The sequence below is a fragment of the Streptomyces sp. NPDC101118 genome (assembly GCF_044759445.1).
GTDB lineage: Bacteria > Actinomycetota > Actinomycetes > Streptomycetales > Streptomycetaceae > Streptomyces.
The window spans coordinates 1-13,215 of sequence record NZ_JBIVZG010000040.1; the positions used below are offsets into that span (position 1 = coordinate 1).

The 13,215-nt window shown below is 74.0% G+C and carries 12 protein-coding genes; 7 read left to right on the forward strand and 5 right to left on the reverse strand.

From position 1 onward, the window contains the following. Positions 1 to 507 precede the first annotated feature (507 nt). On the forward strand, positions 508 to 954 hold the full coding sequence (locus tag ACIQUQ_RS35020) for a PTS glucose transporter subunit IIA (RefSeq protein ID WP_399947284.1): 447 nt from the start codon (positions 508 to 510) through the stop codon (positions 952 to 954). A 76-nt stretch (positions 955 to 1,030) separates the two neighbouring features. After that, complete coding sequence (gene ptsP / locus ACIQUQ_RS35025; protein ID WP_403984194.1) at positions 1,031 to 2,701, forward strand: phosphoenolpyruvate--protein phosphotransferase; 1,671 nt, start codon at positions 1,031 to 1,033, stop codon at positions 2,699 to 2,701. A 93-nt stretch (positions 2,702 to 2,794) separates the two neighbouring features. On the opposite strand, the gene ACIQUQ_RS35030 is transcribed toward ptsP, so the two are convergent. Then, complete coding sequence (locus ACIQUQ_RS35030; protein ID WP_403984196.1) at positions 2,795 to 3,694, reverse strand: hypothetical protein; 900 nt, start codon at positions 3,692 to 3,694, stop codon at positions 2,795 to 2,797. Between the two features lie 78 nt (positions 3,695 to 3,772). Then, positions 3,773 to 5,752 (reverse strand): acetoacetate--CoA ligase, encoded by a 1,980-nt coding sequence (locus tag ACIQUQ_RS35035; protein ID WP_403984198.1) that lies wholly within the window; start codon positions 5,750 to 5,752, stop codon positions 3,773 to 3,775. A gap of 214 nt (positions 5,753 to 5,966) precedes the next feature. Between ACIQUQ_RS35035 and ACIQUQ_RS35040 the strand changes: the two genes are divergently transcribed. Then, positions 5,967 to 8,405 (forward strand): glycoside hydrolase family 31 protein, encoded by a 2,439-nt coding sequence (locus tag ACIQUQ_RS35040; protein WP_403984200.1) that lies wholly within the window; start codon positions 5,967 to 5,969, stop codon positions 8,403 to 8,405. 60 nt (positions 8,406 to 8,465) lie between these two features. Here ACIQUQ_RS35040 and ACIQUQ_RS35045 read toward each other — a convergent pair whose 3' ends face one another. Then, positions 8,466 to 8,999, reverse strand: coding sequence for an NUDIX domain-containing protein (locus tag ACIQUQ_RS35045; RefSeq protein WP_403984202.1), 534 nt, complete (start codon positions 8,997 to 8,999; stop codon positions 8,466 to 8,468). Positions 9,000 to 9,164: 165 nt separating this feature from the next. Here ACIQUQ_RS35045 and ACIQUQ_RS35050 point away from each other — a divergent pair, with 165 nt between their 5' ends. The 4 genes from ACIQUQ_RS35050 to ACIQUQ_RS35065 all read left to right on the forward strand — a co-directional run bounded on the left by ACIQUQ_RS35050 (position 9,165) and on the right by ACIQUQ_RS35065 (position 11,859). Continuing rightward, positions 9,165 to 9,890, forward strand: coding sequence for a M15 family metallopeptidase (locus ACIQUQ_RS35050; RefSeq protein WP_403984204.1), 726 nt, complete (start codon positions 9,165 to 9,167; stop codon positions 9,888 to 9,890). Beyond that, positions 9,797 to 10,147, forward strand: coding sequence for an Mpo1-like protein (locus ACIQUQ_RS35055; RefSeq protein ID WP_403984206.1), 351 nt, complete (start codon positions 9,797 to 9,799; stop codon positions 10,145 to 10,147). Before ACIQUQ_RS35050 ends, ACIQUQ_RS35055 begins: the two co-directional genes overlap by 94 nt. A gap of 63 nt (positions 10,148 to 10,210) precedes the next feature. Further along, positions 10,211 to 10,672: a Zn-ribbon domain-containing OB-fold protein gene (locus ACIQUQ_RS35060; RefSeq protein ID WP_403984208.1), complete on the forward strand. Its 462-nt coding sequence runs from the start codon at positions 10,211 to 10,213 to the stop codon at positions 10,670 to 10,672. Continuing rightward, on the forward strand, positions 10,669 to 11,859 hold the full coding sequence (locus ACIQUQ_RS35065) for a lipid-transfer protein (protein ID WP_403984210.1): 1,191 nt from the start codon (positions 10,669 to 10,671) through the stop codon (positions 11,857 to 11,859). The genes ACIQUQ_RS35060 and ACIQUQ_RS35065 overlap by 4 nt, the downstream gene beginning before the upstream one ends. 272 nt (positions 11,860 to 12,131) lie before the next feature. Here ACIQUQ_RS35065 and ACIQUQ_RS35070 read toward each other — a convergent pair whose 3' ends face one another. Together ACIQUQ_RS35070 and ACIQUQ_RS35075 are read right to left on the reverse strand one after the other, a co-directional pair. After that, on the reverse strand, positions 12,132 to 12,770 hold the full coding sequence (locus tag ACIQUQ_RS35070; protein WP_403984212.1) for a GTP-binding protein: 639 nt from the start codon (positions 12,768 to 12,770) through the stop codon (positions 12,132 to 12,134). Next, the gene (locus tag ACIQUQ_RS35075; protein ID WP_403984230.1) at positions 12,751 to 13,155 is read right to left on the reverse strand and encodes a DUF742 domain-containing protein; all 405 of its coding nucleotides are present in this window, start codon (positions 13,153 to 13,155) and stop codon (positions 12,751 to 12,753) included. Before ACIQUQ_RS35075 ends, ACIQUQ_RS35070 begins: the two co-directional genes overlap by 20 nt. Positions 13,156 to 13,215 lie beyond the last annotated feature (60 nt).

Consider the following 13,215-nt stretch of genomic DNA (forward strand, 5'->3'; position numbering starts at 1 on the left):
TCCTTTGTTCCCGTTTCCGGGCCCTCCGGGCGCTTCCTTCGTTTCCGACTCTATCAGATCTTTCCGACCCGATTTCCTCGGTGCTTTCCGGTTCCGGCGAACGTTTCCGTCGCTTTTCCCTTTCGGCGTTCCCCACACTATCAGCGCTTTTCGCTCTCTCCGACCACCCGTACCGCAAGCATGCGGAACGAGCCGAAAGATCGAGATCTGATCAGCGAAGTGAAGAAGTGGGTTGCCCGCCCTCCGTCGATCACGTGGAACCACGTGGGCGGTCGGGCAGGACTTAAGACAGTACCTCTCGCCCGGTGACGAAGCAAATCGCTCCGGGCTATGGTGGTCTAGTCCACCGGTCTAGTCCACTAGTCTCCAGGACCGAAGGGCCAGCCCAGTTGGGGACCAACACCGGGCGAACCCGGACTTCTTATGTCTTACCCTTCTAAACAGTACGCCGGACGCATACACATAGTGACGGCGACACGACGAAGCCCCACCCCTGGGAGGCCATCCATGACCACCGTGACGTCCCCTCTTGCCGGGCGTGCCATCGGACTCGCGGCAGTACCCGATCCGGTGTTCTCCGGCGCGATGGTGGGTCCCGGTACCGCCATTGATCCCGTGCGCGAGCCTTCGGAGGCGGTGGCCCCCGTCGACGGCGTGGTCGTCTCCCTCCACCCGCACGCTTTCGTCGTCGTGGACTCCGAGGGCCACGGCGTCCTCACCCACCTGGGCATCGACACCGTCCAGCTCAACGGCGAGGGCTTCGAGCTGCTCGTCAACAAGGGCGACACCGTCACGCGCGGCCAGGCCGTCGTGAAGTGGAACCCGGCCGCCGTCGAGGCCGCCGGCAAGTCCCCCATCTGCCCGATCGTGGCCCTGGAGGCCACCGCCGACGCGCTCTCTGACGTCGTCGAGGGTGACGTGAAGGCCGGAGACAGCCTCTTCAGCTGGGCCTGACGTGCCCTTCGCCGCCAAGGCGAGTCGGACATCCATCGCGGCGGGCGGGTCCGCCGCACTATCGGAGACGGGTGAAATGGAGACAACGCTGCGAGGCGTCGGCGTGAGCCACGGTGTGGCGATCGGCGAGGTACGGCACATGGGCACGGCGGTACTCGAGCCGCCGGCCAGGCAGATTCCCTCGGAGGACGCGGAGCGCGAACAGGGGCGCGCCCGCAAGGCCGTGGAAGCCGTGGCTGCCGACCTCATCGCGCGCGGCCAGCTGGCCGGTGGCGAGGCCCAGCACGTGCTGGAGGCCCAGGCCATGATCGCGCAGGACCCGGAGCTCATGGCGGACGTGGACCGGCGGATCGCCGTCGGCAGCACGGCGGAGCGCGGGGTGTACGACGCCTTCGCCTCGTACCGCGAGCTGCTCGCCGGGGCCGGCGAGTACATGGCCGGCCGTGTGGCCGACCTCGACGACGTGCGCAACCGCATCGTGGCCCGCCTGCTGGGCGTGCCGATGCCGGGTGTGCCGGACAGCGACGAGCCGTACGTGCTGATCGCCCGGGACCTGGCGCCCGCCGACACGGCGCTGCTGGACCCCGCGCTGGTCCTCGGCTTCGTGACCGAGGAGGGCGGGCCGACCAGCCACAGCGCCATCCTCGCGCGGGCGCTGGGCGTCCCGGCCGTCGTGGCGCTGCCGGGTGCCGGTGAGCTGGCGGAGGGCACGGTCATCGCCGTCGACGGCAGTACGGGAGACATCTTCGTCGACCCGAGCCCGGAGAAGCGGGCCGAGCTGGAGGCCGCCGCGGCCGAGCGCAGGGCTGCGCTGGCCGCCTCGTCCGGTCCGGGCGCCACTTCCGACGGGCACAAGGTGCCGCTGCTCGCCAACGTCGGCGGTCCGGCGGACGTGCCCGCGGCCGTGGAGGCGGGGGCCGAGGGTGTCGGTCTCTTCCGCACGGAGTTCCTCTTCCTGGACGACAGCAAGAAGGCGCCGTCCGAGGAGAAGCAGATCGAGTCGTACCGCAAGGTGCTGGAGGCCTTCCCGGAGGGCCGGGTCGTGGTGCGCGTGCTCGACGCGGGTGCCGACAAGCCGCTGGACTTCCTGACCCCGGCCGACGAGCCGAACCCCGCGCTGGGCGTGCGCGGTCTGCGGAGCCTGCTGGACCACCCCGAGGTGCTGCGCACCCAGCTGACCGCCCTGGCCAAGGCGGCCCAGGGGCTGCCGGTGTACCTGGAGGTCATGGCCCCGATGGTGGCCGACCGGACGGACGCCAAGGCCTTCGCGGACGCCTGTCGCGAGGCGGGTCTCCAGGCGAAGTTCGGCGCGATGGTCGAGATCCCCTCGGCCGCGCTGCGCGCCCGGTCGATCCTCCAGGAGGTCGAGTTCCTGTCGCTGGGCACGAACGACCTGGCGCAGTACGCCTTCGCTGCCGACCGCCAGGTCGGTGCGGTGTCCCGTCTCCAGGACCCGTGGCAGCCGGCGCTGCTCGACCTGATCACCATGTCCGCCGAGGCGGCCAGGGCGGAGGGCAAGAGCTGTGGTGTCTGTGGCGAGGCCGCGTCGGATCCGCTGCTCGCGTGTGTGCTGACGGGTCTGGGTGTGACCAGCCTGTCCATGGGTGCCGCCTCCATTCCGTACGTGCGGGCGACGCTGGCGAAGTACACGCTGGCCCAGTGCGAGCGTGCGGCCGCCGCGGCCCGTGCTGCGGATTCCGCCGACGAGGCGCGGGTGGCCGCGCAGGCGGTGCTGTCCGGCGAGTGAGCCGGTGACGCGCTGAGGCGCGTGGTGTGAGAGAGGAGAGGGGTTTCCGTCGAGAGGCGGGAGCCCCTCTCCTCCTTCGTGTCCGTGGTGGATCTAATCGCGCGGGTGGTGCGGGACCTCGTGGTCGACGGGGTACCCGGCGCGGTGCTCGACGCCGGGCTCGGGCGGTACGAGTTCGCCGGTCTCCGCGTCGGTGCAGTAGGCGTTGAACACCTCGCCCGCGGTCAGGGGGCGGACGGCGCCGTGGTCCAGGCGCCAGGCGTGGACGCGGTCGGGGAGCTCCGGGGTGGTGCTGCGCAGGACCACTCCCCCGGGCCCGCGGAGCGCGAGGCCGGCGGCGAGGACGGTGACGAAGTCCAGTGCCTCGCGGCTGTCGAGCCGGGCCGGTCCGGTGTCCGCGGTGGCGTCGGCGTGCAGCACGGTGGTCAGCTGCTCCTCGTCGGCGGGGATGCTGCAGACCAGGTGGTGGCGGCCCGGGCCGGCGCCGTCGACGAGGTGCTTCAGGAGGCGGGTGGCGCGGTCGAAGGAGGCCTGTCCGATGTCCTCGCCGCAGTGGGCGCAGGGGCCGAGGCCGGCCAGCAGGAGCGTGGCGTACTCCCAGGTGGCCTGGCGGACGGTCTCGTCGACGACGAGCGTGGCCAGCTCCCCGATGGGCTGGCCGGTGAAGGGTACGCCGGCGCCGGTGCCGGCGATCTCGGCGGTGAAGCGGGTGCGGGCGTCGGCGGAGTCCGGGGCGAGCCGCTGGTCGCGGCAGAAGTCCTCGTAGTCCTCGGGATCGAAGAGGGCGACGGTCGTGTGGATGCCCTGGGCGGCGAGTGATCTGAGGAGTCCTTCGACCTGCCGGAGGTAGGCCGGATGGTCCTCGAAGGGGAAGCTTTCGTACCGCGCCATGGCCGCGAAGTCCTCGGGGTCGGCGAGGAGGCCGACGGTGCTCGGGGCTTCGCGGCGCAGGCTGCGGCGCAGGTTTCCGGTGTGCTTGGCGTACGACGCCATGGTGTCCCCCCACTGCGGTGGCTGTCAGTGCTCACCCAACGTAACCGTGGGCACTGACAACGCGACCGTGCGTGAGGATCAGCGGCGGGTGCGGGCGAGCTCCTCGTAGAAGCGGAGGAGGTCGAGGTTGTCGACGGAGCCGGGGTTGACGGCCTTGGCGAGGGGGGTGCCCTGGAGCAGGCGCTTGACGGGGACCTCGATGCGCTTGCCGGTGAGGGTGTGCGGGATTGCGGGGACCTCGATGATCTCGTCGGGGACGTGGCGCGGGGAGAGCTGCTCGCGGATGGTCGCCTTGATGCGGGCGCGGAGGTCGTCGTCGAGGGCGGCGCCGGGGGCGAGGTGGACGAAGAGCGGCATCCAGTAGCCGCCGTTGGGCTCCTCCAGGCCGATGACCAGGGATTCCTTGATCTCGGGGAGGCGTTCGACGGCCTCGTAGATGTCGGCGGAGCCCATCCGGACGCCCTGGCGGTTGAGCGTGGAGTCGGACCGGCCGTGGATGATCACGGAGCCGTGGTCGGTGATCGTGATCCAGTCACCGTGGCGCCAGGCGCCGGGGAACATCTCGAAGTAGCTGTCGCGGTAGCGGCTGCCGTCGGGGTCGTTCCAGAAGTGGATCGGCATGGACGGCATGGGGTTGGTGACGACCAGCTCGCCGACCTCGCCGACGAGGGGCTTGCCGGCGGGGTCCCAGGACTGGAGGTCGGTGCCGAGGCAGGGGGCCTGGAGTTCGCCGATGTGGACGGGGAGGGTGGGGACGGCGCCCGCGAAGCAGCTGCACACGTCGGTGCCGCCGCTGACGGAGGCGATCCAGAGGTCTTCCGCGACCTCGTCGTGGAGCCAGCGGAAGCCGTCGGGCGGCAGGGGCGAGCCGGTGGTGGCGACGCACTTGACGGCGGAGAGGTCGTGGTCGCGGGCGGGGTGGACGTCCGCCTTGCCGCAGGCCATGACGTAGGCGGCCGAGGTGCCGAAGAGGGTGGCCCGGGTGCGCTCGGCGATCCGCCACTGGGCGCCGGTCTCGGGGTAGCCGGGGCTGCCGTCGTAGAGGACGACGGTCGTGCCGGTGAGCAGGCCGGAGACGAGGAAGTTCCACATCATCCAGCCGGTGGAGGTGTACCAGAAGAACCGGTCCTCGGGGCCGAGGTCGCAGTGCAGGCCGAGCTGCTTGAGGTGCTCCAGGAGGATGCCGCCCTGGGACTGGACGATGGCCTTGGGGAGGCCGGTGGTGCCGGAGGAGTACAGCACCCAGAGGGGGTGGTCGAAGGGGACGGCCTCGAAGACGGGCTCGTCGGTGCCGGCGGTCAGCTCGTCCCAGGAGAGGGCGCCCTCGGGGGCTTCGGTGCCCAGGAGCGGGATGTGGACGACGGCGCGCAGCGAGGGGAGCTCGGCGCGGAGTTCGGTGACGGTGTCGCGGCGGTCGTGCTCCTTGCCGCCGTAGCGGTAGCCGTCGACGGTGAAGAGGACGACCGGCTCGACCTGCTGGAAGCGGTCGAGGACGCTGCGGGCGCCGAAGTCGGAGGCGCAGGAGGTCCAGACGGCGCCGACGGCCGCGGTGGCGAGGAGCGCGGTGACGGCCTGCGGGATGTTGGGGACGTAGCCGCTGACGCGGTCGCCGGGGCAGACGCCGAGTTCGCGGAGCCGGGCGGCCAGGGCGCCGACCTGGCGGCGCAGCTCGGCCCAGGTGACGGGCTCGGGGTCGTGGGTCTCGTCGACGTACAGCAGGGCGGCGTCCGCGGCGCGGGCCGGGTCCTCCGCGGCGCGCAGGGCGTGCTCGGCGTAGTTGAGGGTGGCGCCGGGGAACCACTCGGCGCCGGGCATGGCGCGGTCGCCGAGGACGCGCTCGTACGGGGTGGTGAAGCGGACGTCGAACCAGTCGGCTACGGCGCGCCAGAAGGTGTCGAGCTCGTCGACGGACCAGCGGTGGAGCGCGGCGTAGCCGCCGTCGGCGGGCGCCCCGTACCGCTCCGCGGCCCAGCTCTGGAAGGCCGTGATCCGGGCGGCGGCGATCCGCTCCGGGCTCGGCTGCCAGAGGGGTGCGGGCTGCGGAGTGGCTGAGGTCATGGGTCTTCGGCTCCCGGTGTTCGGCGGCTCTGCGCGGGGTCTGCGTACGGTGCCGGCGCGCGCGGGGTGGTGCGCGTCAGGCTCAGAGGGACCATGCCACGTGATCGACATCCGCACCAGAGCGGGTGGCCACAGGCCGGCGGGGTCCCGGATGTGGGTGAACGCCAGTTGAACGGAGCCCGCGCGGCCGGGGGCGGGTGGCAGGGTGATCGGCATGGACGCTCGTGATCTCGTACGGACGGTGAAGGAGGCCGGATCGGCCCGTGGCCTGCGCGCTTTGCGTGCGGCCTGGCGGCACGACCGGGCGGACGCGGCGGCGCTGCCGCGGCGGGGTGCGGAGCGGGCGCGGGTGCCGGGGGCGCTGACGGGTGCCGAGCCGCGGCCCGGTGGCGGGGTGCTGAGGTTCGCCCGTTCGGAGCTGCGGGTGATGGTCGCGGTGGGCGGCGCGGTGTTCTGGGGGTGGGACGGTGCGGGGTGGACGCCGTCGTACGCGCTGGCGGGCGGCGGGCCGGAGCCCGACGCGCGGGCCGTGCTGGAGCCGGACACGGACGGCGGCTGGCGGGTGGTGTCGGAGCGGGTGACGGTGGTGGTCTCGCGGACCGGGGCGGTGGAGGTGCGGACGCCGGGGGGCGCGATGCTGCGGCGGGAGCTGCCGCCGCGCTGGTGGGAGCCGGTGGGGGAAGCGGTGGACGGGAGTCCGCGGGCCGGGGCGGCGGAGGCCGGTGGCGGGGCTGCGGGCGGCGGGGTCGACGGGGTGCCCGTCGGGGGTGCGGGTCGCGCCGTGGGCGGGGCGCGTTGGCTGGCCCGGGCCGAGGTGCCGGCGGACGCGCGGTTCTTCGGGCTGGGCGGGCGGGCCTCGGGGCCCCGGCTGCGGGGCGGCACGTACCGGCTGTGGAACACGGACCCGAGGGGCGGGTTCGGCCCGGACGACGATCCGCTGTACATCACGATGCCGGTGCAGGTGGTGGTGTCGGACGCGGGGACGCACCTGATGTTCCACGACTGCACGTGGGACGGGCGGGTGACGCTGCGCGAGGGCGAGGAGGGCGCGGGGTCGGGTCAGGACCGGCCCGGCGTGTCCGAGCTGCGCATGGAGGGCGGCCCGCTGCGGGGGTGGGTGCTGGTGGGGACGCCGGCCCGGGTGCTGCGCGGGTGGGCCGGGCTGACGGGGGCGCCGGCGGTGCCGCCGTCGTGGGCGCTGGGGTACCAGCATGCGCGGTGGGGGTTCGGCAGCGAGCGCGAGGTGCGGCGGGTGGTGGCGGGGTACCGGGAGCGGGGGCTGCCGCTGGCGTCCATGCACCTGGACATCGACCACTACGACGGGCACCGGGTGTTCACCGTGGACCGGGAGCGGTTCCCGGATCTGCCGGCGCTGGCCGCGGAGTTGCGGGAGCAGGGCGTGCGGCTGGTGTCGATCGTGGACCCGGCGGTGAAGGCGGAGCCGGGGGACGCGGTCTACGAAGGGGGGCGCGCGGCGGGGGCGTTCGTGCGGGACGGGCGCGGGCGGGAGGTCCGCGGGGAGGTGTGGCCGGGTGAGTGCGTGTACCCGGACTTCACGGATCCGGCGGCGCGGGAGTGGTGGGGCGGGCTGTACGCGGAGCGGCTGGACCAGGGCTTCTCGGGGGTGTGGCACGACATGAACGAGCCGGTGTCGTTCCGGCCGTTCGGGGACATGACGCTGCCGCGGTCGGCGCGGCACGCGCTGGAGGGGGCGGGCGGCGACCACCGTGCCGCGCACAACGTGTACGGGCTGGCCATGGCGCGGGCGGGGTACGAGGCGCTGGTGCGGCTGCGCCCGGCGGAGCGGCCGTTCCTGTTCTCCCGGTCGGGGTGGGCGGGGATGCAGCGGTACGGGGGCACGTGGTCGGGTGACGTGGAGACGGGGTGGCCGGGGCTGCGGGCGTCGCTGGCGCTGGTGCTGGGGCTGGGGTTGTGCGGGGTGCCGTACTCGGGTCCGGACGTGGGCGGGTTCGGCGGTTCGCCGTCGCCGGAGCTGTACCTGCGGTGGTTCCAGCTGGGGGCGTACCTGCCGTTGTTCCGCACCCATGCCGCGATCTGGGCGGGGCGCCGGGAGCCGTGGGAGTTCGGGGCGGAGGTGCTGGGGCACGCGCGGGCGGCGCTGGCGGAACGGGAGCGGCTGCGGCCGTACTTCGTGACGCTGGCGCAGCTGGCCCACCGGACCGGGGCGCCCTACGTGCGGCCGGTGTGGTGGGGGGCGCCGGAGGACCGGGCGCTGCGGGACTGCGAGGACGCCTTCCTGCTGGGGGACGCGCTGCTGGTGGCTCCGGTGCTGGAACCGGGTGCGGACCGGCGGGCGGTGCGGCTGCCGCGGGGGCGGTGGTACGACACGGCCACCGGGGCCGCGTACGAGGGTCCGGGGCAGGTGCTGCTGGACGCGCCGGCGGGGCGGGTCCCGGTGCTGGCGCGGGCGGGTGCGGTGGTGCCGGTGCGGGGCGCGGAGGGTCTGGAGCTCGAGGTGTGGGCGCCCGCGCTCGGCCGGTCGGGGGGCGGTCTGCTCGTACGGGACGAGGGGGACGGCTTCGCGCTGCCGGGGGTGGAGCGGTTCGTCTCGCGTTGGGCGGGCGGCCAGGTGTGGGTGGAACGCGAGGACGGCTCGCAGCCGGGCCTGCCGGTGCGGGTGCGGGGGGTGTGAGCGGGTGCGGCTCCGGTGCCGGGCGGCTGTGAGTCGAGCCGCGCGCATGCGGCGGGCGGGTCAGGCGGGGTGGCGGGTGGTGGGGGTGTAGGTGCCGGCGAACCAGGCGGATGCGGCCTGGGTGTGGAGGGGGAAGGCGAGGGGGGCGGGGGTGCGGAGGGTGTGCCAGCCGGTGGTCTCGGCGGTGGGGACCGGGGGCGGGAGTTCGGTGCGCGGGCGGGGCGGGAGGAGGCCGAAGAGGAGCAGGTGGCCGGCCGGGGAGCTGAGTGCGTCGGCGAGCTCGACCTGGTCCGCGGGGGCCTCGATGCCGGTCTCCTCGCGGAGTTCGCGGACCACGGCGGTCCGCCAGTCCTCGCCGTGGTCGATGAACCCGCCGGGGAGGGCGGTGCCGCCGCGGGCGGGTTCGATCGTGCGGGTGATGACCACCAGGCCGGTGCCCTCGTCGTCCACGACGGGGAGCAGGGCCACCGCGACGGGCAGCGGGTTGCGGTACGCCACGGTCGCGCAGGCGGGGCAGGTGCGGGGCCACGTCGCGGCGGGCGGGTAGGGGGCTCCGCAGGCGGAGCAGTGCGAGTCCTTCACCGGTGCTGACACGGTGGGGATGGTAGAGCAAGGACCATGCGATGGATGCCTGTCGGGGGATTTCGGGTCCGGTTGGTGGGGCTGGTGTGTGTGGTGCTGCTCGTGGGGGCGGGGGGTGCCGGGGCCTCGGGTGGGGGGTCTGCCGGGCTCGTGGCGTTGCGGGACGTGGACCCGAGCGTGGCCGAGGACATGCGGTACGCCTCGGAGCACAACTTCCTGGGTGTGCGGGTGGACGGGTACGAGGAGGGCGTGTGCCTGCTCACGCGGGAGGCGGCCCGGGCGCTGGCGCGGGCGCAGCGGGCGCTGCTGGCCCGGGGGTTCGGGCTGAAGGTGTACGACTGCTACCGGCCGCGGCGGGCGGTGGCGCACTTCGTGCGGTGGGCGCGGGACCCGGCGGACCAGCGGACGAAGGCGGAGTTCTACCCGCGGGTCGAGAAGGGCCGGCTCTTCGAGCTGGGGTACATCGCCGAGCGGTCCTCGCACAGCCGGGGCAGCACGGTGGACGTGACGCTGGTGCGGCTGCCGGGCCTGGGCGCCGGCGGCGCGGCCGGCGGCGGGGGCAGGGGCGGCCACGAGGTGGACATGGGCGGGTCGTTCGACCTCTTCGACACCCTCTCCCACACCGGCGACCGGCGGGTGACGGCGGAGCAGCGGGCGGGGCGGATGCGGCTGAAGGGAGCGCTGGAGGCCGTGGGGTTCGTCAACCTGCCCGAGGAGTGGTGGCACTTCACGCTCCGGCCCGAGCCCTTCCCCGAAACCTCCTTCGACGTACCGGTCACGTTGTCGGCGGGCCGCAGTACCGTCGGGTCATGGCAGCAGAGCGCTCTTTCGAGTCGTACGAGGAATTCTGGCCCTACTACGTCGCCATGCACTCCCGCGCCGCCACCCGCTGGGTGCACCTGACGGGGACGCTGACCGGGCTGGCCGTCACGGTCTACGGGCTGGCCAGGGGGCGGAAGCGGTACGCCGCCGCACTCCCGCTCATCGGGTACGGCACGGCGTGGCCCGCGCACTTCCTGATCGAGGGGAACAACCCGGCGACGTTCGGGCATCCCGCGTGGTCGCTGCGCGGTGACGCGCAGATGATACGGATGATGCTGGCCGGGCGGGACGCCGAGCTGGCCGAGACAGCCGAGAAGTGGCTGGCGGAGAACCGCTGACCCGCGGGCCCGCCCCGTGGCAGACTTCTGACGTATCGTCAGATCAACTGCCGGGGAGGGGTCTTGGCGCGCACACGCACACCGGTCGTGGCCGGTTGGTTCACCCACGTCACGCTCGCGTCGGGCGAGGAGGAGTTCCGCCTGCTGGGCACCCGGTGCACGGCCTGTGCCTCGGTGTTCTTCCCGCGGGAGGACTCCTTCTGCCGCAACCCGGCCTGCGCCGGCGGTGAGCTGGCGGAGGTGCCGCTGTCACGGCGCGGGCGTGTCTGGTCGTACACCGACGGCAGGTACCGCCCGCCGGCGCCGTACGTCTCCGATCCGGACGTGCCCTGGGAGCCGTACACACTGCTCGCCGTGGAGCTGGAGGCGGAGCGGATGGTGGTGCTCGGGCAGGCGGAGCCCGGCGTGACCACGGCCGACCTGGAGGTCGGCGCGGCCGTGGAGGTGGTGCCGGGCGTGCTCGACGAGGACGCGGACACGGTGTGGACCACCTGGCGGTTCCGGCCCGTGGAGGTGCGGTCGTGAGCGGCGACGTGGCGGTGCTCGGTGCGGGGATGCACCCCTGGGGCAAGTGGGGGCGCAGCTTCGTCGAGTACGGGACGGCGGCCGCGCGGGCCGCGCTGGCGGACGCGGGCCTGGAGTGGTCCGACGTGGGGTCGGTGGTGGGCGCGGACACGGTGCGCGGCGGATACCCGGGCTACGTCGCCGGGGCCACCTTCGCGCGGGCGCTCGGCTGGCAGGGCGCGCGGGTGACCAGCGTGTACGCGGCCTGCGCCTCGGGGGCCCAGGCGGTGGGCGCGGCGCGGGCGCAGATCCTCGCCGGGCTCGCGGACGTGGTGCTCGTGGTGGGTGCGGACTCGGCGCCCAAGGGGTTCTTCGCCCCGGCGGGCGGGGACCGGCCGGACGACCCGGACTGGGTGCGGTTCCGCGTACTGGGCGCGACCAACCCGGCGTACTTCGGGCTGTACGCGCGCCGGCGGATGGCCGTGTACGGCGACACCCCCGAGGACTTCGCGCTGGTCAAGGTGAAGAACGCGGCGGCCGGGGCGCTCAACCCGAACGCCCGCTACCGCAAGCCCGTCACGGCGGAGGAGGTCGCCGCCTCGGCGGTGGTGGCCGACCCGCTGCGGCTGCTGGACATCTGCGCCACCTCGGACGGGGCGGCGGCGCTGGTGCTGACCAGCATGGACTTCGCCCGCTCGCGCGGGGTGGCCGATCCGGTGCGGATCCGGGCGGTGTCGACGGTGACCCCGACCTACCCGCGCACGGTGCTCGACCTCCCGGACATCGGCACGGACTCCGCGGTGGCCGTCGAACCCGCGCCGGGGAGCTTCCGCTCCTCCATCGCGGCCGCCGCCTACGAGGAAGCGGGGCTGGGCCCCGGCGACCTGTCCCTGGCCGAGGTGTACGACCTGTCCACCGCGCTGGAGCTGGAGTGGTACGAGGACATCGGCCTCTGCGCGGAGGGCGAGGGCGCCAAACTGGTGCGCGAGGGGGCGACGGCCCTCGGCGGGCGGATCCCGGTGAACGCCAGCGGTGGGCTGGCCTCCTTCGGCGAGGCCGTGCCGGCGCAGGCGATCGCCCAGGTGTGCGAGCTGACCTGGCAGCTGCGCGGCACGGCGGGCGACCGGCAGGTCCCCGTGGCGCGGGCCGGGATCACCGCGAACCAGGGTCTCTTCGGGCACGGCTCGGCCATCGTGGCGGTCCGGTGATCCGTCCGATGCGGAGGCGGTGAGCGGTCGGTGAGCGGTCGGTGAGCGGGGCGGGCGGCGGTCGGTGAGCGGGGCGGACCGTCCGCTCCGCGGGGCGGCCCGCCCGGCTCCCGGTGGCTCCCCGGAGTGATCCCGACACGGACTGCAGCGAGGGTGCTTGACGGGTCCCCGCAGCGGGAGAACACTCCTTGGACACCGCACGCGGCCCGTACCCCAGTCGGCGGGGGTACGGGCCGCGTTGCCGTGCGTACGGACTCCCGCCACGCGGGCGGTCAGGCGCGGGCGGGCGCCCGGTGGGCGCGGGCCAGGTCGAGGGCGTGCTCCACGACCGCGGCCAGCACCTCCTTCGCGGACGAGCGCTGCCGGGCGTCGCAGAGCAGCACCGGCACCTCGGGGTCGAGGTCGAGGGCCTGGCGCACCGTGTCCGCGGGGTGCCGGTCGGCGCCGTCGAAGCAGTTCACGGCGACCACGAAGGCGATCCCGCGCCGCTCGAAGTAGTCCACGGCGGCGAAGCAGTCCTGCAGGCGCCGGGTGTCGGCGAGCACCACCGCGCCGAGCGCGCCCTGCGCCAGCTCGTCCCAGAGGAACCAGAAGCGGTCCTGCCCGGGCGTGCCGAACAGGTACAGGACGAGGTCGTCCCGCAGGGTGATCCGCCCGAAGTCCATCGCGACGGTGGTGGTGCTCTTGCCCTCCACACCCATCGTGTCGTCGACCGGCCGGCCCGCCTCCGACAGGGACTCCTCGGTGCGCAGCGGCCGGATCTCGCTGACGGAGCTGACCAGGGTGGTCTTGCCGACCCCGAAGCCGCCCGCGACGAGGATTTTCAGGGTCAGCGGTTCCACCGGGGCGGGGCCGCCCGCTCCGGCGTGCGTGGCGGTGCCGGCGGGCCGGCTAGAGCGCCCGAAGGCCATCGATCACCTCACGGAGAATGGATTCGTCGGGCAGTTCGGCCGGCGGGACCGGCCGGGTGACGTGCACCAGCCGGTCGTCGACGAGGTCGCCGATGAGGACGCGGACCACCCCGACCGGCAGGTCGAGTTCGGCCGCGAGCTCGGCGACGGACTGGGGCCTGGTCCGGCACAGGCCGAGGATGTCGGCGTGCTCCGGGGACAGGGTCTGCTCCCACTCGGGGTCCTCGTCGGGCTCCGCGACGACGAGGGCGATGAGGTCGAGCCTGAGGCGGCCGGCGCTGCTGGTCCGGCCGCGGGTCATCGCGTACGGACGGACCACCGGGCCGGCCTCGTCGTCGAACCAGTGCGCCGGGTCGTCGCGGTACTCCCCCGCGGACGTGTCCACGGGCTCCTGGCCGGGGGCCGGGAACGCGTCGGCGGGGTAGGGCTCCTGAGGGGCGAACGC